This is a genomic window from Streptomyces sp. NPDC096152, from assembly GCF_044763235.1.
In the GTDB taxonomy this organism is placed as follows: domain Bacteria; phylum Actinomycetota; class Actinomycetes; order Streptomycetales; family Streptomycetaceae; genus Streptomyces.
Map to the genome: position 1 here is coordinate 619,000 of NZ_JBIWFW010000001.1, position 19,664 is coordinate 638,663.

At 72.1% G+C, this 19,664-nt stretch carries 18 protein-coding genes and 1 tRNA gene; 13 read left to right on the forward strand and 6 right to left on the reverse strand.

The window, feature by feature from the left end; all coding sequences use genetic code 11:
- Positions 1 to 53: 53 nt before the first annotated feature.
- From ACIQ9G_RS02705 to ACIQ9G_RS02720, 4 genes are all read left to right on the forward strand, one after another.
- Positions 54 to 629: a calcium homeostasis/redox stress adaptation protein gene (locus tag ACIQ9G_RS02705; RefSeq protein ID WP_356185605.1), complete on the forward strand. Its 576-nt coding sequence runs from the start codon at positions 54 to 56 to the stop codon at positions 627 to 629.
- Between the two features lie 112 nt (positions 630 to 741).
- Positions 742 to 1,320: a TerD family protein gene (locus ACIQ9G_RS02710; RefSeq protein WP_392193083.1), complete on the forward strand. Its 579-nt coding sequence runs from the start codon at positions 742 to 744 to the stop codon at positions 1,318 to 1,320.
- Positions 1,321 to 1,526: 206 nt separating this feature from the next.
- Positions 1,527 to 2,675, forward strand: coding sequence for a DUF475 domain-containing protein (locus ACIQ9G_RS02715; RefSeq protein ID WP_403605208.1), 1,149 nt, complete (start codon positions 1,527 to 1,529; stop codon positions 2,673 to 2,675).
- A 117-nt stretch (positions 2,676 to 2,792) separates the two neighbouring features.
- Positions 2,793 to 3,530 carry a Tellurium resistance gene (locus ACIQ9G_RS02720; protein ID WP_403605211.1) on the forward strand — a complete coding sequence of 246 codons (738 nt, stop codon included), beginning with the start codon at positions 2,793 to 2,795 and terminating at the stop codon, positions 3,528 to 3,530.
- 45 nt (positions 3,531 to 3,575) lie between these two features.
- Here the strand turns inward: ACIQ9G_RS02720 and ACIQ9G_RS02725 are convergent, their stop codons facing one another.
- Positions 3,576 to 4,412 carry a TerD family protein gene (locus tag ACIQ9G_RS02725; RefSeq protein WP_403605214.1) on the reverse strand — a complete coding sequence of 279 codons (837 nt, stop codon included), beginning with the start codon at positions 4,410 to 4,412 and terminating at the stop codon, positions 3,576 to 3,578.
- Positions 4,413 to 4,624: 212 nt separating this feature from the next.
- Between ACIQ9G_RS02725 and ACIQ9G_RS02730 the strand changes: the two genes are divergently transcribed.
- The 4 genes from ACIQ9G_RS02730 to ACIQ9G_RS02745 all read left to right on the forward strand — a co-directional run bounded on the left by ACIQ9G_RS02730 (position 4,625) and on the right by ACIQ9G_RS02745 (position 9,898).
- Positions 4,625 to 5,791, forward strand: a complete 1,167-nt coding sequence (locus tag ACIQ9G_RS02730; RefSeq protein WP_403605217.1) for an HpcH/HpaI aldolase/citrate lyase family protein — start codon at positions 4,625 to 4,627, stop codon at positions 5,789 to 5,791.
- 24 nt (positions 5,792 to 5,815) lie between these two features.
- Complete coding sequence (locus ACIQ9G_RS02735; RefSeq protein ID WP_403605220.1) at positions 5,816 to 8,473, forward strand: phosphoribosyltransferase; 2,658 nt, start codon at positions 5,816 to 5,818, stop codon at positions 8,471 to 8,473.
- On the forward strand, positions 8,473 to 9,297 hold the full coding sequence (locus ACIQ9G_RS02740) for an HAD family hydrolase (RefSeq protein ID WP_403605223.1): 825 nt from the start codon (positions 8,473 to 8,475) through the stop codon (positions 9,295 to 9,297). The genes ACIQ9G_RS02735 and ACIQ9G_RS02740 overlap by 1 nt, the downstream gene beginning before the upstream one ends.
- Positions 9,298 to 9,367: 70 nt before the next feature.
- Complete coding sequence (locus ACIQ9G_RS02745) at positions 9,368 to 9,898, forward strand: O-methyltransferase (protein ID WP_403605226.1); 531 nt, start codon at positions 9,368 to 9,370, stop codon at positions 9,896 to 9,898.
- A 70-nt stretch (positions 9,899 to 9,968) separates the two neighbouring features.
- Here the strand turns inward: ACIQ9G_RS02745 and ACIQ9G_RS02750 are convergent, their stop codons facing one another.
- Positions 9,969 to 10,190, reverse strand: a complete 222-nt coding sequence (locus tag ACIQ9G_RS02750) for a zinc ribbon domain-containing protein (RefSeq protein ID WP_402427218.1) — start codon at positions 10,188 to 10,190, stop codon at positions 9,969 to 9,971.
- 363 nt (positions 10,191 to 10,553) lie between these two features.
- Between ACIQ9G_RS02750 and ACIQ9G_RS02755 the strand changes: the two genes are divergently transcribed.
- The 3 genes from ACIQ9G_RS02755 (at position 10,554) to ACIQ9G_RS02765 (ending at position 15,503) form a co-directional block, all read left to right on the forward strand.
- On the forward strand, positions 10,554 to 12,821 hold the full coding sequence (locus ACIQ9G_RS02755) for a transglycosylase domain-containing protein (RefSeq protein WP_403605229.1): 2,268 nt from the start codon (positions 10,554 to 10,556) through the stop codon (positions 12,819 to 12,821).
- Positions 12,822 to 12,883: 62 nt separating this feature from the next.
- Positions 12,884 to 14,170, forward strand: coding sequence for a hypothetical protein (locus ACIQ9G_RS02760; protein WP_403605232.1), 1,287 nt, complete (start codon positions 12,884 to 12,886; stop codon positions 14,168 to 14,170).
- A gap of 217 nt (positions 14,171 to 14,387) precedes the next feature.
- Complete coding sequence (locus tag ACIQ9G_RS02765) at positions 14,388 to 15,503, forward strand: amidase domain-containing protein (RefSeq protein WP_403606743.1); 1,116 nt, start codon at positions 14,388 to 14,390, stop codon at positions 15,501 to 15,503.
- Between the two features lie 31 nt (positions 15,504 to 15,534).
- Here the strand turns inward: ACIQ9G_RS02765 and ACIQ9G_RS02770 are convergent, their stop codons facing one another.
- Positions 15,535 to 16,932, reverse strand: coding sequence for a hypothetical protein (locus ACIQ9G_RS02770; protein ID WP_403605235.1), 1,398 nt, complete (start codon positions 16,930 to 16,932; stop codon positions 15,535 to 15,537).
- Between the two features lie 181 nt (positions 16,933 to 17,113).
- Here ACIQ9G_RS02770 and ACIQ9G_RS02775 point away from each other — a divergent pair.
- Positions 17,114 to 17,185, forward strand: a tRNA-Val gene (locus ACIQ9G_RS02775).
- Between the two features lie 87 nt (positions 17,186 to 17,272).
- Here the strand turns inward: ACIQ9G_RS02775 and ACIQ9G_RS02780 are convergent.
- Together ACIQ9G_RS02780 and ACIQ9G_RS02785 are read right to left on the reverse strand one after the other, a co-directional pair.
- Positions 17,273 to 17,635, reverse strand: coding sequence for a DUF952 domain-containing protein (locus ACIQ9G_RS02780; RefSeq protein WP_403605238.1), 363 nt, complete (start codon positions 17,633 to 17,635; stop codon positions 17,273 to 17,275).
- On the reverse strand, positions 17,632 to 17,979 hold the full coding sequence (locus ACIQ9G_RS02785) for a hypothetical protein (RefSeq protein WP_403605241.1): 348 nt from the start codon (positions 17,977 to 17,979) through the stop codon (positions 17,632 to 17,634). The genes ACIQ9G_RS02780 and ACIQ9G_RS02785 overlap by 4 nt, the downstream gene beginning before the upstream one ends.
- 114 nt (positions 17,980 to 18,093) lie before the next feature.
- Between ACIQ9G_RS02785 and ACIQ9G_RS02790 the strand changes: the two genes are divergently transcribed.
- Entirely contained in the window at positions 18,094 to 18,612 is a 519-nt protein-coding gene (locus tag ACIQ9G_RS02790) for a GNAT family N-acetyltransferase (protein WP_403605244.1), read from the forward strand.
- Positions 18,613 to 18,631: 19 nt separating this feature from the next.
- On the opposite strand, the gene ACIQ9G_RS02795 is transcribed toward ACIQ9G_RS02790, so the two are convergent.
- Positions 18,632 to 19,534: a ketopantoate reductase family protein gene (locus ACIQ9G_RS02795; protein WP_403605247.1), complete on the reverse strand. Its 903-nt coding sequence runs from the start codon at positions 19,532 to 19,534 to the stop codon at positions 18,632 to 18,634.
- Between the last annotated feature and the right edge of the window lie 130 nt (positions 19,535 to 19,664).

Consider the following 19,664-nt stretch of genomic DNA (forward strand, 5'->3'; position numbering starts at 1 on the left):
CCCTATCCGATGCACGACGGGGCTCCCCGCCCCCGGACACCAATGGAGGACTCGTGGGAGTCAGCCTCAGCAAGGGCGGCAACGTATCGCTGACGAAGGAGGCCCCGGGACTGACGGCCGTCGTCGTCGGCCTGGGGTGGGACGTCCGTACCACGACCGGTACCGACTTCGACCTGGACGCCAGCGCGCTGCTGCTGAACAACTCCGGGAAGGTCGCCAGCGACCAGCACTTCGTCTTCTTCAACAACCTCAAGAGCCCCGACGGCTCCGTGGAGCACACCGGCGACAACATCACCGGTGAGGGCGAGGGCGACGACGAGCAGATCAAGATCAACCTCGCGGGGGTGCCGGCCGACGTCGAGAAGATCGTCTTCCCGGTCTCCATCTACGACGCCGAGAACCGCCAGCAGTCCTTCGGTCAGGTGCGCAACGCGTTCATCCGCGTCGTGAACCAGGCCGGCGGCCAGGAGATCGCGCGCTACGACCTGAGCGAGGACGCCTCCACCGAGACCGCCATGGTGTTCGGCGAGCTCTACCGCCACGGCGCGGAGTGGAAGTTCCGCGCCATCGGCCAGGGGTACGCCTCGGGCCTGCGCGGCATCGCCCAGGACTTCGGGGTCAACGTCTGAGGCGTGAGCGCCTGAGGCACGAAACCGCATCTGTCCGGCGTCGCACGGTTTGCGTGCGGCGCCGGACGCGCAGGACAACCACAGCAGCACCATCTCGGGGAGGACCAGCATCATGGGCGTCACGCTCGCCAAGGGGGGCAATGTCTCCCTCTCCAAGGCCGCACCCAACCTGACGAACGTCATGGTCGGGCTCGGCTGGGACGCGCGCTCCACCACCGGAGCACCCTTCGACCTGGACGCCAGCGCGCTGCTGTGCGGCGGTACCAACCGGGTGCTGGGCGACGAGTATTTCGTGTTCTACAACCAGCTCAAGAGCCCCGAGGGCTCCGTGGAGCACACCGGCGACAACCTCACCGGTGAGGGCGAGGGCGACGACGAGTCGATCCTGGTGGACCTGGCCCAGGTGCCGCCGCAGTGCGAGAAGATCATCTTCCCGGTCTCGATCCACATGGCCGACGAGCGCGGCCAGACCTTCGGCCAGGTCAGCAACGCGTTCATCCGCGTGGTCAACCAGGCCGACGGCCAGGAGCTCGCACGCTACGACCTGAGCGAGGACGCCTCCACCGAGACCGCCATGATCTTCGGCGAGCTCTACCGCTACCAGGGCGAGTGGAAGTTCCGCGCCGTGGGCCAGGGGTACGCGTCCGGACTGCGGGGGATCGCCCTGGACTTCGGGGTCAACGTCTCCTGAGCCGCGCCGCGCCCGAGGTGCGCCCCCGCTCTCCGGGGGCGGCCGCGCGGGGCCGCGGGTTCCGGTCCGGGGCGGCCCCAGCTCCCTCGGACGGCGGTTCCGCCTCTAGACTCGGGGTCAATGTTGGGTAAAGCCGGGTACGGCGCGGGGGAGACCCTCCCCCAGATTCGTCTGGGAGGGACCCCCAACACACGATGGGGTAGCCAGTGCTTCTGAAAACCTTCGGCTGGTCGTTCGCGGTCACCGCGCTCGGTCTGGTCGCTGCGGTCTTCTACGGGGGGTGGGAGGCCTTCGGCATCGTGGCGATCCTCTCCGTCCTCGAGATCTCGCTGTCGTTCGACAACGCGGTGGTCAACGCCGGAATCCTGAAGAAGATGAACGCCTTCTGGCAGAAGATCTTCCTCACGGTCGGCGTGCTCATCGCCGTCTTCGGCATGCGGCTGGTCTTCCCGGTCGTGATCGTCGCCATCAGCGCCAAGATGGGCCCGATCGAGGCCGTCGACCTGGCGCTGAACAACAAGGTCCGCTACCAGGAGCTGGTGACCGACGCCCACCCGGCGATCGCCGCGTTCGGTGGCATGTTCCTGCTGATGATCTTCCTCGACTTCATCTTCGAGGACCGGGACATCCAGTGGCTGCGCTGGATCGAGCGGCCCCTGGCCAAGCTCGGCAAGGTCGACATGCTGTCGGTCTGCATCTCCCTGATCGTCCTGCTGATCACCTCCTTCACCTTCGCCACCCACGCCCACCAGCACGGCGGCGCGCACGTCGACAAGGCCCAGACGGTACTGATCGCCGGCATCGCCGGTCTGATCACGTACATGATCGTCGGCGGTCTCTCCGGCTACTTCGAGGACAAGCTGGAGGAAGAGGAGGAGCGGGAGCACGAGGAGGAGGAAGAGGCCGCGCGCACCGGCAAGAAACGCTCGGCGGTCGTCCTGGCCGGCCAGGCCGCGTTCTTCATGTTCCTCTACCTGGAGGTCCTGGACGCGTCCTTCTCCTTCGACGGCGTGATCGGCGCCTTCGCCATCACCAACGACATCGTCCTGATGGCCCTCGGCCTCGGCATCGGCGCCATGTACGTCCGGTCGCTCACCGTCTACCTGGTCCGCCAGGGCACCCTCGACGACTACGTCTACCTGGAGCACGGCGCGCACTACGCGATCGGCGCGCTGGCCGTGATCCTCATGGTCACCATCCAGTACCAGATCAACGAGGTGATCACCGGCCTCGTCGGCGTGGTGCTGATCGCCTGGTCGTTCTGGTCCTCCGTGCGCCGCAACCGCGCGCTCGCGGACGGCGGGGGAAAGGCGGCCGGCTCGGACGAGAAGACTGAGGTCTCCTCCGGGGTGTGACCGCCCTCCCGGTGAGGGAACGCTCTGTGCGGGGCGGCCGACGGGGACACGTCCTCGGGCCGCCCCGCGGCATGTGTGCGGGGCCGATGTGCGGGTGAAGGTGGGGGCGGGCAGGACATGGGGTTCTTCGACGGGCTGCTGGGCGGGCGCGTGGCCGACTTCGACTCGGGCAGCGCGGCGACCAACGCGATCGAGCTGACCAAACGGCACCATCAGGTGTCGCTGACCAAACAGGGCGCGGCCACCGGGCATCTGCGCGTCAACCTGACCTGGCGGATGCGGACCTCCGACATCGGCGGCTCCGCCCGCGAGAGCCTGCTGCGGCACCCCTTCAAGGCGCTCAAGCCGCCGGAGGTGATGGGGCACAGCCAGAGCATGGTGAACGTCGACCTCGACCTCGGCTGCCTGTACGAGCTCGCCGACGGCACCAAGGGGGTCGTCCAGCCGCTCGGCGGCTTCCTGGGGGACGTGAACTCACCGCCGTACGTGAAACTCAGCGGCGACGACCGGTTCGGGTCCGCGTCCGGCGAGACGATCTACGTCAATCTCGACCACCGGGACGCCATCAAGCGGCTCCTGGTCTTCGTCTACATCTACGACCAGACACCAGCGTTCGACCGCACCCATGCGATCGTCACCCTGTACCCGAGCAACGGCCCGCGCATCGAGATCGGCCTCGACGAGCGGCACCCCCAGGCACGGTCGTGCGCGGTGGTGCTGATCGAGAACGTGAAGGGCGAACTGGTCGTCCGCCGCGAGGTCAAGTTCGTCTACGGCTTCCAGGCCGAGCTGGACCGGCTCTACGGCTGGGGGCTGCAGTGGGGGCGCGGCTACAAGTCGACGGCCGACAGGTGACCGTCCCGCCGTGGGCCGCGGGCCCGCCCGGCCGGCGCGGCGGGCTCAGCGGCCGATGAACTGCGGGCCCTGCGGCGGCAGCCGGAAATCCGGGTCGGGCGCGGTCGTCACCGGCTGGGGATAGCCGTAGCCCGACGGAGCCCCCGCGATGACGGCGGGCGCGGGCTGCTGCGGGTAGCCGTACGCGGGCTCCGGATAGCCGTAGGCCGGCTGTGCGGCCGCGGTCGCCGGGGGCTGCTGCGGGGGACGGGCGTACGTCGGCTGCTCCGGCGGCAGCGGCTGGGCGGCCGTGGGCGGGAGCGGCTGCGGGCCCGGCTGCTCCGGCGCGTCCGACTCCTCCGACTCGTCCACCGAGATGCCGAAGTCGGTGGCGAGCCCCTTCAGCCCGTTCGAGTAGCCCTCGCCGAGTGCCCGGAACTTCCAGCCCTCGCCCCGCCGGTACAGCTCGCCGCAGATCAGCGCGGTCTCCTGGCCTGTCTCCGGCTTGATCTCGAAGGAGGCCAGCGGCTCCGCGTCGGCGACGGCCGCGTCGTACAGCAGGATGCACAGCGAACGCACCCGGTCGAAGGCGACCCCGTCGGCCGAGGCCACCAGCAGAATCCGCCCGACACCGGACTCGACCCCGCCGAGGTCCGTCTGGATCGTGTCGGTCAGATGCTCGGCGACGCGCTTCTTGCCCAGCCGCCAGACCTTCCCCGAGGGGTGCCGGGGCTGGTTGTAGAAGACGAAGTCCTCGTCGGAGCGCACCCGGCCGTCGAGGCCGAGGAGCAGCGCCGAGGCGTCGACGTCCGGAATCCCCTGCCCGGGAGTCCAGCGCAGCACGGCGCGTACCGTGGTGGCCTCCAGCGGGACGTTCGACCCCTTCAGCATCGCGTGCGTCATGCGGTCATCCTGCCCTCTCGGTCCTGGTCACGACAACGCGGGGGTGGCCCGAAGCCGACCGGGTACACGACCCCCGTCGAACAGTCGTCGACAGGGCCCGGTTACCAGGAATTCATGCCCTGCGGGAACCCCCGACATGGCTTTCTACGTACTATTACCGGCCACACTTCGCCACCTTTCACACACGACTCACGTCACCACGGGGGAGATTCATGCGTCATTTCGGGCACATCGCCCCTGAGGTGCGCCGGCGCCTCTTCCACCGGGAGCCGGTCGCGTTCACCGCCGACTCCCCGGCCAGGCTGCTCTCCACGGCCCTGGGCGCCACGCTCTACAGCCCGGCCACCCGGCCCAGGCTCGCCGACGACATCGTCAAGCAGGCCGGTCGGGGTGTGGTCTCGATGGTGCTGTGCCTGGAGGACTCGATCGGCGACGCGGACGTGGTGGAGGGCGAGGAGAACCTCGTCCGCCAGTTCGCCGACCTGGCCGCCCGCGCGGACACCGACCTCCCGCTGCTGTTCATCCGCGTGCGGACCCCGGAGCAGATCCCCGACCTGGTCCGCCGCCTCGGTCCCACCGTGGAGCTGCTGTCCGGTTTCGTCCTGCCGAAGTTCACCGAGGAGCGCGGAGTCCCCTTCCTGGAGGCGCTCCAGGGCGCCGCGGCGGCCATTGGGCGGCGGCTGTTCGCCATGCCGGTGCTGGAGTCGCCGGAGCTGCTGTACCGGGAGTCGCGCGTGGAGACCCTGGAGGGCATCTTCCGCGCGGTCGACAAGTACCGCGACCGGGTGCTCGCGCTGCGCCTCGGCGTCACCGACTTCTGCTCCTCCTACGGCCTGCGCCGGGCGCCCGACATGACCGCCTACGACGTCCAGGTCGTCGCCTCCGTGATCGCCGACGTGGTGAACATGCTGGGGCGCGCCGACGGCACCGGGTTCACGGTGACCGGGCCGGTGTGGGAGTACTTCCGGGCATCGGAGCGCATGTTCAAGCCGCAGTTGCGGCAGAGCCCCTTCCTTGAGGTGCAGGCGGTCGAGCTGCGCGAGAGACTGATCGAGCACGCCATGGACGGGCTGCTGCGGGAGATCTCCCTCGACCAGGCCAACGGACTGCTCGGCAAGACCTGCATCCACCCCTCGCACGTGCTCCCCGTGCACGCCCTGTCGGTCGTCAGCCACGAGGAGTTCAGCGACGCGGCGGACATCCTGCGGCCGGAGCTCGGAGGCGGGGGTGTCATGAGGTCGGCGTACACGAACAAGATGAACGAGGTGAAGCCGCACCGCGCCTGGGCCGAGCGGACCCTGCTGCGCGCCGAGGTGTTCGGCGTCGCCAGGGAGGACGTCGGGTTCGTGGAACTGCTCGCCGCCGGAATACCCGGCTGACACACGCCTCACCACAGGGAACGCATGAACAACGCAGTCAACAACGGGGTCTGGTCCGGCACCTGGGTCGCCGAGCGGCTCGGGGTCGAACTCGTCGGCGACGACGGACTGACCGGCCTGCTCGGGCTCGCGCTGCGCCGCAACCCCAAGCGCGCGCACCTGCTCGTCTCCAACGTGCTCGGCAAGCACGTCCCGCAGTCGCCGTCCGTGGTGTACGACCACGGATTCGCCCTCGGCCGGCGGGTGCGCGCGCTGCTGGGCGCCGAGGAGGCCGCGGCGGCGGTCGTGCTCGGGTACGCGGAGACCGCCACCGGGCTCGGCCACTCGGTCGCCGACGGGCTCGGCCCCGCGCCCTACCTGCACTCCACCCGGCGCCCGGTGGCCGGAGTCGCCCCGGCGGGCGGCTTCGAGGAGTCCCACTCGCACGCCACCTCCCACCTGCTGCTGCCGGAGGATCCGGCGCTGCTGGCCGGGGACGGCCCGCTGGTCCTCGTCGACGACGAGTTCTCCACCGGCAACACGGTCCTGAACACCATCCGCGACCTGCACGCCCGCCATCCGCGGCGGCGGTACGTGGTGGTCGCCCTGGTCGACATGCGCTCCGCCGCGGACATGGACCGCCTGGCCGAGTTCGCCGACGAGGTCGGGGCCCGGGTGGACCTGGTGGCCGCCGCCTCGGGAACGGTACGGCTCCCGCAGGGCGTACTGGAGAAGGGGCAGGAGCTGGTAGCCCGGCACGAGGCCGCGACGCGTCCGCAGCGGCAGGCGCAGTCGCCGGGGGCGGGCACGAGGACGACCGCGCCCGGCCGGGCGGGGCCGGAGGGACCGGAGTCGTGCGGGTCCCCGGCGAAGCGGCCCGCGCCCGCGGGGGACGGTCCCGGAGTGGGCGGCCCGGCATCGGGCCCGGCCCTCGTCGCCGGGGCGGAACCGGCGGCGCTCCCCGCGCAGCGCACCCGCCGCGGGGCGGTCCGGGTCGAGCTGTGCTGGCCCCGGGAGGTGCCCGACGGGGGGCGGCACGGATTCACGGCCGCGCACCGGGACCGGCTGGAGCAGGCGCTGCCCGCGATGGCCGCGCGGATCGCCGAGTCGCTGCCCGCGCCCGCCCGCCGGGTGCTCGTCCTCGGCTTCGAGGAGCTGATGTACGCGCCGCTGCGGCTCGCCCGCGAGCTGGAGCGGGCCGTCGGCGCCGAGGTGCGCTACTCCACCACCACCCGCTCGCCCGTCCTCGCCGTCGACGACCCCGGCTACGCGATCCGCACCCGCCTGGTCTTCCCGGCGCACGACCACCCGGCCGACGGCCCCGGCGAGCGCTACGCCTACAACGTCGCGGGCGGCGGCTTCGACGCCGTCGTCGCCGTCGTCGACTCGGTCGCCGACAGCCCCGCGCTGCACGCGGCCGACGGACTGCTCGCCCAGCTCGCCGCGCACACCCCGCACGTGCTGCTCGCCGTCGTGCCGTCGTACGTCCCCGGGGCGCCGGAACCGGACGCCCGCCACGCCCCGCATGCCTCCGAAAGGCCCCCCATGCTGTCCGAGCCCCTCCGCGGCCCCGCCTTCTCCTCGTATGCGCCCGAGGAGGTCGGCTGGCTGCTGCGGGACCTCTCGGAGGTGACGCTGGAGGCGCCGACCGAGGAGCGCGAGGAGGCCATCCAGAGCGGCGGCGCGCACTACGCGGAGTCGCTCCCCGTGGAGTACCAGCCCAGCGAGCGGTACCAGCGGCTCTTCCACACCGCCCTGGAGTCCTCGGCGGCCCGTCTCGCCCAGGCCGTGGGCGTGGTCACCGAGACCGTGCTCGCCGAGCGGTCCCCGCGCCCCGTCCTGGTCTCGCTCGCCCGCGCGGGCACCCCGGTCGGCGTGCTGATGCGCCGCTGGGCCGCGTTCCGGCACGGCCTGGACCTGCCCCACTACGCCGTCTCCATCGTGCGCGGGCGCGGCATCGACGCCAACGCCCTGCGCTGGCTGGCCGACCGGCACGACCCCGCCGACGTCGTCTTCGTCGACGGCTGGACCGGCAAGGGCGCCATCGCCCGGGAACTGGCCGACGCCATCGAGGAGTTCGAGCGACGCGAGGGCGTCACGGGCTTCGACCCGGAGATCGCGGTGCTCGCCGACCCGGGCTCGTGCGTGCGGACGTACGGCACCCGCGAGGACTTCCTCATCCCCTCCGCCTGCCTCAACTCCACCGTGTCGGGCCTGATCTCGCGCACCGTGCTGCGCGCCGACCTGGTGGGCCCGCACGACTTCCACGGCGCGAAGTTCTACCGCGAACTCGCCGGCGCGGACGTCTCCACGGCCTTCCTCGACGCGGTCTCCGCCCGCTTCGCCGAGGTCGCGGACGGCGTCGGCACCGCCGTCAAGGAACTGCTGGCCGCCGACCGCACCCCGACCTGGGAGGGCTGGGCGGCGGTGGAGCGCATCAGCGAGGAGTACGGCATCCACGACGTGAACCTCGTCAAGCCCGGCGTCGGCGAGACCACACGGGTGCTGCTGCGCCGGGTGCCGTGGAAGATCCTGGCGCGGGCCGGGGCCGGCGCGGACCTGGACCACGTACGGCTGCTCGCCGAGCAGCGCGGGGTGCCCGTCGAGGAGGTCGGCGAACTTCCGTACACCTGCGTGGGGTTGATCCATCCGAAGTACACGCGCGGGGCGACCGGCGCCGACGGACGGGCGGTGGCCCTCTGATGCCGGTGCTGGTGGCGAGCGACCTCGACCGTACGCTCATCTACTCCGCGGCGGCCCTCGCGCTGACCATGCCGGACGCCCGGGCGCCCCGGCTGCTGTGCGTGGAGGTGCACGAGAGCCGGCCGCTGTCCTACATGACGGAGACGGCGGCGCAGCTGCTCACCGACCTCGCCGACACGGCGCTGTTCGTGCCGACCACGACCCGGACCCGCAAGCAGTACCTGCGCATCAACCTGCCGGGTCCGGCGCCGACCTACGCGATCTGCGCCAACGGCGGCCATCTGCTGGTGGACGGGGTGTCGGATCCCGACTGGCACCGGCAGGTGACCGAGCGGCTGGCCGGCGAGTGCGCGCCCCTGGCCGAGGTGCGGGAGCACCTGGAGCGGACCGCCGACCCGGTCTGGCTGCGCAAGCACCGCGTCGCCGAGGACCTGTTCGCCTATCTCGTCGTGGAGCGCGAACTGCTGCCCGAGGAGTGGGTGAAGGAGCTGGCCGCGTGGGCGGAGAACCGCGGCTGGACGGTCTCCCTCCAGGGCCGCAAGATCTACGCCGTGCCCAAGCCGCTGACCAAGAGCGCCGCCGTGCGCGAGCTTGCCCGCCGCACCGGCGCCGAGCTCACCCTCGGCGCGGGCGACTCCCTCCTCGACGCCGATCTGCTGCTGGCCGTGGACCGGGGCTGGCGGCCGGGCCACGGCGAGCTGGCCGACACCGACTGGTCCGCTCCCGCGATCCGCGCCCTGCCGGAGCGGGGGGTCCTGGCCGGGGAGCGCATCGCCCGCGAGTTCGTGCGCACGGCGCGCCAGGGACCCGTCGGTGGTTTGTGAGGCATTGGCCAACAGTTGATGTTCGTCGCGGTCTACGGTGGTGGTCGGACCGGAACGGCGAGGGGGTCAGGTGATGGACGGCGGCGGCACACGGCTCACCGGGGAACTGCGGGAGCACCGGGACGAGCAGGGCAACCCCGAGGACCCCGCCCGGCGGATGCTCGACGACGCCACGCACACGCCGTGGCCGCTGTTCCCGGGCCCGCAGGCGGTGCGGGAACGGGCCGGGCTGCTGGCGTTCCTGGCCCGGCTGACGGGCGCGTCGCGGATCGTGGAGGTGGGGACCCTCGCCGGACTGCCGGCCCGGTGCCTGGAGGGTGAGCTGCCGCCCGACGGGACGCTGCTGACGGTGACCGGCCCGGACGCCCTGGCGACGCTGCGCGCCCTGCCCGACGAGCCGCACCTCGACCTGGTGGTCGTGGGCGCGGACGCGGACCCCGTCGCGTCCTGGGACGAACTGGTACCGAGAGCCCGGCGCGGCGCCCTGCTCGTGGTGGACGCCGCCGCCGGGGAACTGCCCGCGCGCGTGGCGGCGGACGACCGGGTGGACAGCGTGCCGGTCACGACCACGGCCGGGCTGTCGCTGGCGCGCCGCCGCTGACGCCCGCCGGGGTGCCGTGGCTCCGGTCCGGCGGGTCGCCGTGGCTCCGGTCCGCCGGGGTGCCGCGGCCTCAGCCGCAGCAGCCCCCGCCGCAGCAGCCGCCCGAGCCGCCGCCGGCCCGGGGAGCGGGCGACGGGGCGGACGCCGAGCCGCCGACCGCGACCGTGGAGAGCAGTTTCACGGTGTCGTCGTGGCCCGCGGGGCAGGCCGCCGGGGCGGCGGACTCCGCCATGGGACGGCTCAGTTCGAAGGTGTCGCCGCAGGTCCGGCAGCGGTACTCGTAGCGAGGCATGGGGTCAGATTAGCGGGCGTGATCGGACACACAGAGATGCTCGTTTCTTATGTGTTGGTTTCTGTCCAGTTCTCGTGCGGAGAAATTGAAAAGATCGCTGATAATTTTGTATGGCCGCGAGAGCCGCGAGACGGCTGGGGATGAGGGGGCCGGCGGCCGCGTTCGCGGCGGCCGTGTCCACCCGCGCGAGCAAGACCGAGTGCGGAGGGAGACTCATCCGTGACCATGGATGGGCAGGGGGCGGGCCCCGCGGAGGAAGGCCGTCGTGCGCGTGCGCGACGGGGGGTGCCGAAACGGGGTCAGCGCCGTGCGGACGGCGGGGGAGAGGGCCGAGCCGGGGCCGCGCTGCCGCCGGACGAGACCATGCAGCTGAAGGTCGGCGACGCGCTGAAGCCGGACGCCACCATGCAGCTGAACGTCGACGCGTTGCGGAAGGCGAACGCCGCCGCCCGGCGCGCGGGCGGCGCCGACTCCGATGAGGCCGTGCCCCCGGACGCCACCATGCAACTGCGCGTCGTCAGCCGCGGGGAGGCGCGTGGACGCGCCGCCCGCCGCACCGGGCGCCGCGGCCCGGCGCTGCCCCCGGCCGTCACCCGGCTCACCTCCGCCGCCGCCCGGCGCCTCGCGCCGCTCACCCGGCTCCTGGCCCCCTACGCCCGGCGCCTCACCCCGTACGCCCAGCGGCTCGCGCCCTACGCCCGCCGGCTGAAGCCCCTGTACCCGCGCCCCGGCCGCACCGACTGGCGCCGCTGGCTGCCCACCTGGCGGCAGTGGCTGGGCGCGTGGCTGGCGGCCGCCGGCCTCACCGGGGCGTTCCTGGTCGTCGCCTACGCCGCCACCGACATACCCCAGAACCTGAACACGTACGCCACCCAGCAGGACAACGTCTACTTCTGGTCGGACGGCACGCCGATGGCCCGTACCGGCTGGGTGCAGCGCCAGGCGATGCCGCTGAAGGACATACCCGAGGACGTCCGCTGGGCGGTGCTGGCCGCCGAGAACGAGAGCTTCTACAGCGACCCCGGCATCTCCTTCAAGGGCATCACCCGCGCCTTGTGGCGCACGGTCGGCGAGGGCGACACCCAGGGCGGCTCCACCATTACCCAGCAGTACGTGAAGAACGTCTATCTGACCCAGAACCAGTCGGTCGGGCGGAAATTCACCGAGGCCATGATCGCCCTGAAGCTCGACAACAAGATGAGCAAGGACAAGATCCTCGAGGGATACCTCAACACCAGCTGGTTCGGCCGCGGCACCTACGGAATCCAGCGCGCCGCCCAGGCCTACTACGGCAAGGACGTCAGCAAGCTCAACGCCGGGGAAGCCGCCTTCCTCGCCTCCCTGCTCAAGGGCGCCGGCCTCTACGACCCGACCCTCAACGCGGCCAACCACGCCCGCGCGGTCGAGCGCTGGAACTGGATCCTCGACCGCATGGTGAAGATCGGCAAACTGTCGCCGGCCGAGCGCGCCAAGTACCGCACCTTCCCCGAGCCGCTCAAGACCAACCCGCTCTACGACACCGGTGAGCAGAGCGACTACCTCGTCGAACTGGCCGCCGGCTACGCGAAGAAGGCCGGCGGCCTCTCCGACAAGAAGTTCGACCTGGGCGGCTACCAGATCTACACGACCTTCGACCGCAAGCGGGAGACCGCCCTCACCGACGCCGTCACCAAGGCCCGCAAGAAGGCCGAGGCGGACGACGCGGGGAAGGCGAAGTCCGCCCACTACGGCGCCGCCTCGGTCGCCACCGACGGCCGGATCCTCGCCGTCTACGGCGGCCCCGACCACCGCACCCAGGGCTACAACGAGTCCAACGCGACCACTGTCCCGGCCGGTTCGGCCTTCCTGCCCTTCGTGTACGCGGCCGGCCTCGAACACGGCGTCACCAAGCGGCGCGACGCCCCCCGCGAACAGGTCGACCCGGAGAGCGTCTACGACGGCGGCGACGCGGTGCCCGTCACCACCCCCGAGGGCCCCTACTGGGACCGCAGCGGCCGCAAGGTCGCCGCGCACAACGACGGCAACAAGTCCTGGGGACGCATCAGCCTGCGCAAGGCACTCGCGGAGTCGGTCAACACGCCCTTCATGCAACTGGGCATGGACACCGGCCTGGACAAGGTCAAGCAGACCGCCCTGGCGGCCGGACTGCTCCCCTCCAGCCTCGGCCCGCAGGTGCCCGGCCTGTCCCTGGGCACCTCCACACCGAGCGCGATCCGCATGGCCAACGGCTACGCCACCTTCGCCGCCGGGGGAATGCACACCGAGCCGTACTCGGTGCGCCGTATCACCCGCAACGGCTCCACCGTGCGGCTGGAGACACCGGCCCGCAACCGCGCCGTCGGCGCCCAGGTCGCCGCAGAGGTCACCCAGGCGCTCGGCGACTCCTTCCGCGCCGCCCACCCCGCCGCCGCGCCCGCCACCACCCCGGTGAGCGGAAAGGCGGGCACCACCGAGGGCGACACCGCCGCCTGGTACGTCGGCACCGCGAAGTCCGTGTCGACGGCCGTCGTCGTCTACCGCATCGACCTGGCCAAGAGCCTCGAACCACTGCCCCTGAAGGGGATCGCCGGCCCACCCGCCGACAGCGTCCCCTACGGCATCTGGGCCGGAGCCATGGACCCGCTCGGCTGACCCCGCGCGGCCCGGCCGCCCCGCACCCGCACCGATGACCACCCACGCAGATTGAGCCGCCCATGAAGTCGCAGTCCGGCCGCCGCCGCAAGGCCCGCGCGCCCCGTCGCACCGCCCGCCCCGAGTTCGTGACCCTGGCCGCCCTCCTGGTCGTCGCGTCCGTCGTGGCGGGCTTCCTGGCACTGACCCGCCCCGACTCCACCGCGCCGACCGCGTCCGCCGGGAGCAAGGGCGGCTCCAAGGACGCCGCCAAGGCAGCACCCAAGGAACCCAAGTGGGACGGCAGGACCAAGGTGCTCGGGGACGGCTCGACCTCGTACACCGGGCCGCAGAAGGGCGAGTTGAAGCCCGTACCGCTCAAACCGGGTGAGAAGCCGCCCCAGTTCGTCGTCTTCTCCTGGGACGGCGCCCTCCAGGGCGACGACGGCCTCTTCTCCCACTACCGGGAACTGGCCAAGCAGTACGACGCCCACATGACCTTCTTCCTCACGGGCATCTATCTGCTGCCCAAGAGCAAGAAGGACCTCTACCACCCGCCCCAGCACCCGCCGGGCTCGGCGGCGATCAGCTACGCCACCGACGAGCACATCCGCACCACCCTGGAGCAGCTGCGCGCCGCCTACGAGGACGGCAACGAGATCGGCACCCACTTCAACGGCCACTTCTGCGGCGCCAAGGGCGGCGGCGACTGGAGCGTCGAGGAGTGGAAGAGCGAGATCGACCAGTTCTACGACTTCGTGGAGAAGTGGAAGACCAACACGGGCTTCTCCGACATCGCCCCGCTGCCCTTCGACTTCCGCAAGGAGGTCACCGGCGGCCGCGCGCCCTGCCTCGAGGGCCAGCCCAACCTGCTGAAGGCGATGAAGGGTTACGGCTGGCGCTACGACGCCAGCTCCCCGGGCGACTTCCAGATATGGCCGTCGAAGAAGAGCGGCGTCTGGGACTTCCCGCTGCAGATGCTGCCGTACGAGTCGGGCAAGTACCAGGGCCTGTCCATGGACTTCAACTTCCTCTACAACCAGTCCGAGGGCGAGACCAAGGGCGACCCGGTCAAGTACCCCGAGTGGGAGCAGCAGACCGTCGACAGCTACATGGCCGGCTTCAACCGCGTCTACTACGGCAGCCGGGCACCGCTGTTCGTCGGCAACCACTTCGAGGACTGGAACGGCGGCATCTACATGAAGGCCATCGACCAGGTCGTCAAGAACGTGTGCACCAAGAAGGGCGTGAAGTGCGTGTCCTTCCGGGAACTCGCCGACTGGCTGGACGTGCAGAAGCCCGAGACCCTGCAACGGCTGCGCAGCCTGGACCCGGCACAGTCCCCGGACTGGTCCACCGTGGTCAAGTGACCCCCGACGGTGGTGAGGTGACCCCTGGCGGTGGTCAAGTGACGCCTGAAACAGTCTGATTCCACTTGCGCATCCCCTCTTCACAACCGTCGCACGACCCGTGCGAAGATGCGATTGCCCGGTAGGCGTACCGGCGTAGAGGGGAACATCATTGAAATCGAGAAGATTGAGCCGTAAGCGGAGCCGCACGACCATCATCGCGGCGGCCGCAGCCTCGGTGGTCGCCGGCGTGGCCCTGGTGCCCAACTGGAGCGCCGGCGCGGCGGTCACCGACGACCCGACGGTGGACCCGGCGACCAAGGCCACCTTCCAGCGACTGGCCGACGCGGTCTTCACCGACCGCACCAACGCCCTGGTGGACCAGGCCAAGGGCGGGGACGACAAGCAGCAGACGTCCGGCTTCTCCGGCAGGGTCCGGCTGTCCGGCACGCAGTCGCACCAGGAGAGCTCCGCGCTCGCCGAGCTGCGCGGCCGCAAGTCCCGCCTCGCCCGGCTGGGCGAGAAGTACAGCGCGGCCAGCACCGGCGTCACCCTGGACGCCACCCAGGTGAAGGGCCGCAGCGCCAAGGTCGCCGTCACCGAGACCACGACGCTGACCTACGAGAAGGTCAAGGGCACCGAGCCGAAGACCACCGGCTTCCAGGCCCACCACGAGCTGACGTTCAGGGCCGACCGCAACGGCGACTGGCAGCTCACCGGCATCCGCGACACCGACAGCGGCTACCTCGCGGTGAACCAGGTGGCCAAGCCGGCCGTCGCCGCCCCGGACACCGCCGCCGACGACGGCCCGCCCGAGGCCACCCGCGCGTCCACCGCGTGGCCCGCCCCGGCCAGGGCCAAGAACTTCTCCGCCACCGGCTACGACTACAAGGCCATGGTCGCGTACGCGAAGAAGTACTGGAGCAACTACAACGCCGACTACCCGGACTTCAACGGACACGGGGCCGGCGGCGACTGCACCAACTTCGTCAGCCAGTCCCTGAAGGCGGGCGGCTGGAAGCACGTCCCCGGCTACACCAGCGACTTCCACAAGTGGTTCGGCAACTCCGAGATCCAGTCGGACTCGTTCGTCGGAGTCAACGAGTTCTCCTGGTTCGCCCTGTCGTCCAAGCGGGCCACCAGCCTCGCCAACGTCTACCAGGCCGACCTCGGTGACGTCGTGCAGATGGACTTCAACAGGGACGGGTCCAAGGACCACACCATGATCGTCACCTACCGCAGCCCGCAGGGCGTGCCGTACGTGACGTACCACTCCACCAACACCTACAACAGGTCGGTGGCGAGCCTCGTCGCGTCCTACCCGAACGCCGCGTTCTACGCCTACCGCACCTGAGCGGTGTTCCCCGGGGGCCGGGAGCCGGGCCTCAGCGACCGGCTCCCCGCTCCTCCCGGATCCGCGCGACCACCCCGGCCGCCGCCCGGCGCACCGCCTCGGTCTCGGTCAGGAAGTGCCAGTAGTCGGGGTGCCGGCCCTCCAGGCCCGCGATCGCCCGCTCCAGCCGGGCCACCGCGTCGTCCAGCGGGCGGGCGTGCCGCGGGTCGGGCGCCGACCGGCCCGTCATCGCCAGCCGCTGGGCGTCCCGGATCGCGAACCGGGTCCGCTCGATCTCCGCGTGCGGGTCCTTCTGCACGGCGTTCAGCCGCTTCAGGCGCTCCCCGGCGGCCGACACGGCCTCGTCGGTGGTGTTCAGCAGCGCCCGCACCGTCGACAACAGCGCGGTGGCGTCCGCCCAGCGCTGCGCGTCGCGCGCCGCCCGCGCCTCCTTCAGCTTCAGCTCGGCCTGCCGGACGTTCTCCGCGGCCTGCTCCGGCACATGCTGCAGATCCTGCCAGCAGGCGGCCGTGAACCGCCGCCGCAGCTCGCTGAGCACGGGATCGACCTGCCCGGCGCGCGTGGTCAGCGCCTGCGCCCGGGTGCGCAGCGAGACCAGCCGGTGGTCCGTCTCGGCGGCCCGCTCCGGCAGCCGCAGCGCCTCGGCCCGCACCGCCTCCGCGTCCCGCGCCACCCGCTCGGCACGCTCCAGCGTCTGCGGCACACCGTGCTGCCCCGCCCCCTGGTTCAGCCGGGTCAGCTCGGGCGAGAGGGCGGCCAGCCGGGCGGCGAGATCGTCCGCCGCGAGCCCCGACTCGCGGACCGCGTCCAGGGCGTTGCTCGCCGCGAGCAGCGCCTGCCGCGCCCGCTCCACGGCGGGCGCGAGACGGGCCAGCTGGGTCTCGGCCTTGCCGAGCAGCGGCCCCAGACCGTCGGCGAAACGGTCCAGCTCCTGCTTGACCCGGACCAGCTCCTCCCGGGCGGCGGTCAGCTCGGCGCGCGCCCGCGCGGCGGTGGCCGCCTCCAGGTCGTCCCGGTCCAGGTCCTGCGCGTCGACCGCCTGGATGTAGCGCCCGCTGGCCTCGTCGATGCGCCTGCCCAGCGCCTCGAAGTCGGCGACCGCGCGGCGGGCGGCGGGGGAGGAGTCGACCGCCGTGATCGTCTCTATGGAGATCCGCAGATCCCGCTGGGCCGTGTCCAGCTCGTAGAACGCGGCCGCGGCGGCGTCCTTGGCCGCCTGCGCCTCGGCCCGCTGGCTCTCGGCCCGCCCCCCGAACCAGCGCCGGGTGCCGCCCCCGGCGAACGCGGCCGGCAGCACGAGCGCGGCCAGCACCGGCAGCCCCACCAGCGTGAGAACGTCCCGGACGGCCGCGGGGGTGCGCCGGGGCCGGGGCCGTGGCCGTCCGTACGGCGAGTGCGGCTGCCGAGGTGTCGCCGGTGTCGCCGTCACATCCCTCTCCCGTGCCGTGGTCCGCCCTGCGTGGAGACATTCTCCCACCCCCAAAGGACGAAAACACGGCCCGGTCAGTTCGCCGCCCGCACCACGACACTCCCGTCATCGGTCCGCCTCGTTCCGCGGAAACGGGTTTGGAGGTGTGCGCCCCCGACAAGGTAGGCTGTCGGCTCGTCGCGGGTGCGTAGCTCAGGGGTAGAGCGCCTGCCTTACAAGCAGGATGTCGGCGGTTCGAAACCGTCCGCGCCCACCGGTTGTACGACGCGAGCAGGGCCCAGGCCGACGGGTGGCGACCCGGAGGAGCTGGGCCCTTTCGTGTACCGGGGAGCGGGCGTCGTCACCCGGTGGGGCGCAGGCCGACGGCCCGGTTCTCGTCGTCGAAGCGCACTTCCAGCAGGTGGGTCACGGCGTCCCGGTTCAGGGGGCCGAAGACATGCGGGAACTCCGTTTCCTCGGGTACGCCCGGCGGTGGGGCGGGCGCGGCCCGCTCCCACTCCAGCCGGGCGGCGAGCCGCTCCTCGTCGAGGACGAGCGCCAGCAGAGGGCGCGGCGCGGCCCGGTAGAAGGCGTTGACGACGGCTAGCGTCGTGCGCTCGTCGGGGGAGCAGTGCACGAAGCCGTCCTCGGCGAGGGAGGCGGGCGCGTAGGGGCGGTCGGGGGAGCGGGTCCACTCGGTGAGCGGTACGACGTGGTAGATCATGCTTCTTCCGGGTCCTGCGGGGACTCGTGGGCGTGCTTGAGCCGGGAGCGCGCCTGCACGCGGTCCTGGCCGGTGAGCTCGGACCAGTAGCGGTGCGTGCTGACGAACACCGCGAGTTCGTGCTCCCGCCGGCGGAGCTTCTCGACCTCGGCCTGTTCGTCGGCCGTCCAGCCCGGGGAGGCCGGGCGCTCCACCTTGCGCCAGCCGCCGTCGTCGCTGAAGCCGTCGAGCGGTTCCACCGACCAGGGAAGCCGCTTGAGCAGGGCCGACAGCTCGGACCTGACCTGATGCAGCTCCTCCTGACCGGCGCGCAGGTCACTGGGGAAGTCGTAGGTCGTAGCCACGGCGCAATGCTACGCCTGTTCGAATTCAGGTGGCGAGTTCCAATCGGGGGTTCACGCGAACGAGTGGGGGCGGAGCCAAGGCCGTTGTCAGACCCTCCCCCTACGGTGGCGGGCATGGACGAGACCGACGGGACGGACCGGACGCGGGTACGGCTGGAGCCCTGGGGCGACGACGACCTGTGGCTGCTGCGGCTGCACAACAGCCCCGAGATGACCGCGCATCTGGGCGGTCCCGAGACCGAGGAGCAGCTCGCCGCGCGCCACCGGCGCTACATCGCGCTGGAGTCGGGGCGGATGTACCGGGTGGTGCGGACGGGCGGCGGGGAGACGGTCGGGGCGATCGGGTTCTGGGAGCGCCCGTGGGCGGACGGGACGGTCTGGGAGACCGGCTGGGCGGTGTCGCCCGGCTTCCAGGGGCGGGGGTTCGCGGTGCGGGCGGCGCGGGCCGTCGCCGAGGAGGCGCGGGCAGCCGGCCGGCACCGGTGGCTGCACGCCTTCCCGAAGACGGACCACGCCGCCTCCAACGCCGTCTGCCGCCGCGCCGGGTTCACCCTGCTCGGGCCGGTCGGCTTCGAGTATCCGAAGGGGAACCCGATCACCTCGAACGACTGGCGCCTCGACCTCGCCGGCTGACCGGCCCGGCGTATCGCCGTCAGTGCCCGGCGGCCCGCAACTCCGCCACCAGGCGGGCCGTCACGGGCACGGGTATGCCGTGACGGTCGGCGGCGCGGAGCAGGGCGCCGCCGATCGCGTCCAGTTCCAGGGGGCGTCCGGCCTCGGCGTCGCGCTGCATGGACGACTTCATGTGCGGCGGGAAGGCGTCGTAGCGGGCGAGCGCCCGGGCCGGGTCGGACGGCCCGCCGCAGGCGCGGCTGACCGCGGCCGTCTCCTCGACCAGGGCCGTCAACTCCTCGCGGTGCTGGGCGCGTACGTCCCCGAGCGGCAGCTGGTGACGGGTCGTCAGCAGGGCGAACGGGGCGAGGAAGGACATCTTCGCCCACAGGGTGGCCGCCTCGTCGTCCAGCACCCGGGTGTCCGGGCCCGCGGCCCGGAGGGCGGCGGCGAGCGTGTCGAGGCGGTCGCGCGGCACCGTCGCGCCGGTCAGGTCGATCTCCGCGAAGGGGCTGCCGTGTTCGATCACCCCAGGGGACACACGGGTCGACTCGACCCGGATCACGGCCGGGGCCACCCGGTCCGGGCGGTGACGGAGGCGCAGTTGCGCGGGGTGCTCGACGCCGTTGAGGAACGGCACGAGCAGTCCGTCGCCGAGCGCCCGGCCCGGGACGCGGTGGAGCGCCGGGCCCAGCGCAGTGTGCTTGACGGTGATCAGGCACGCGTCGACCGGTTCGCGCAACTCCGTGTCCGCCGCCACGCGGGCGGTGAAGTCGCCGAACCGCCCGCTGCGGACCCGGAGTCCGGTGTCGCGCAGGGCGCGGACGGTGTCGGCGCCGGCCAGGCAGATCACCCGGTGCCCGGCCCGGGCCAGCAGCGCGGCGAGCAGGCCGCCCACGCCGCCGGGGCCCAGGACGGCCACGGTGAGTTCGTCGTTCGCCATGAGGGACTGTCCTCTCGTCGGTCGGCCCCAGGGCGGTGGCCGCCTCGGTGACGATCATGACAGCCGCGCCGGGTGCGTGGGGCGCGGTCGGGTGGATCGGGCGGATCGGTTGGGCCCCGACGGGCCCGCC

What these genes read in the sequence shown, in the direction of transcription:
- ACIQ9G_RS02710 (WP_392193083.1), top strand. Translation starts at nt 742, where the DNA reads ATGGGCGTCACGCTCGCCAAGGGGGGCAATGTCTCCCTCTCCAAGGCC.
- ACIQ9G_RS02720 (WP_403605211.1), top strand. Translation starts at nt 2,793, where the DNA reads ATGGGGTTCTTCGACGGGCTGCTGGGCGGGCGCGTGGCCGACTTCGAC.
- ACIQ9G_RS02725 (WP_403605214.1), bottom strand. Translation starts at nt 4,412, where the DNA reads ATGACGCACGCGATGCTGAAGGGGTCGAACGTCCCGCTGGAGGCCACC.
- ACIQ9G_RS02730 (WP_403605217.1), top strand. Translation starts at nt 4,625, where the DNA reads ATGCGTCATTTCGGGCACATCGCCCCTGAGGTGCGCCGGCGCCTCTTC.
- ACIQ9G_RS02735 (WP_403605220.1), top strand. Translation starts at nt 5,816, where the DNA reads ATGAACAACGCAGTCAACAACGGGGTCTGGTCCGGCACCTGGGTCGCC.
- ACIQ9G_RS02740 (WP_403605223.1), top strand. Translation starts at nt 8,473, where the DNA reads ATGCCGGTGCTGGTGGCGAGCGACCTCGACCGTACGCTCATCTACTCC.
- ACIQ9G_RS02750 (WP_402427218.1), bottom strand. Translation starts at nt 10,190, where the DNA reads ATGCCTCGCTACGAGTACCGCTGCCGGACCTGCGGCGACACCTTCGAA.
- ACIQ9G_RS02755 (WP_403605229.1), top strand. Translation starts at nt 10,554, where the DNA reads ATGCAGCTGAAGGTCGGCGACGCGCTGAAGCCGGACGCCACCATGCAG.
- ACIQ9G_RS02760 (WP_403605232.1), top strand. Translation starts at nt 12,884, where the DNA reads ATGAAGTCGCAGTCCGGCCGCCGCCGCAAGGCCCGCGCGCCCCGTCGC.
- ACIQ9G_RS02780 (WP_403605238.1), bottom strand. Translation starts at nt 17,635, where the DNA reads ATGATCTACCACGTCGTACCGCTCACCGAGTGGACCCGCTCCCCCGAC.
- ACIQ9G_RS02790 (WP_403605244.1), top strand. Translation starts at nt 18,094, where the DNA reads ATGGACGAGACCGACGGGACGGACCGGACGCGGGTACGGCTGGAGCCC.
- ACIQ9G_RS02795 (WP_403605247.1), bottom strand. Translation starts at nt 19,534, where the DNA reads ATGGCGAACGACGAACTCACCGTGGCCGTCCTGGGCCCCGGCGGCGTG.